The organism is Loigolactobacillus rennini DSM 20253, assembly GCF_001436505.1.
Taxonomy (GTDB): Bacteria; Bacillota; Bacilli; order Lactobacillales; family Lactobacillaceae; genus Loigolactobacillus; species Loigolactobacillus rennini.
In genome coordinates this window covers 1-260 of the sequence record NZ_AYYI01000084.1, presented here as the reverse complement: position 1 = coordinate 260, position 260 = coordinate 1, and the positions used below count along the sequence as shown (strand labels likewise).

1 protein-coding gene is annotated in these 260 nt (G+C 39.2%); it reads left to right on the top strand.

Going from position 1 to position 260, the window contains the following annotated elements; genetic code table 11:
• Positions 1 to 260: hypothetical protein (locus FC24_RS11805; RefSeq protein WP_235807389.1), on the top strand; the 260-nt coding region annotated here is incomplete at both ends.

The window sequence follows — 260 nt, the reverse complement described above, 5'->3', positions numbered from 1 at the left end:
GCTATCTTTAACAACGTTAAAGCTTTTGCTGTCAGAGTCTGGACAGGCATAAAAAATTCCGTCGTTAAGCTTGCTCAAGGCCTCTGGAATGGCGTTAGAAATAAATTTAACGCCTTAAAATCTGGCGTAGCTAACATCTTTAAGGCAGTTAAAAATACTGTTATTAATATTTGGACGTCAGTTAAGAAAAAAGTCGGTGGACTAGCCAGTAGCATGAAAGACAACGTGCTTAAAGTTTTGCGAAATATGCGCGACGGGAT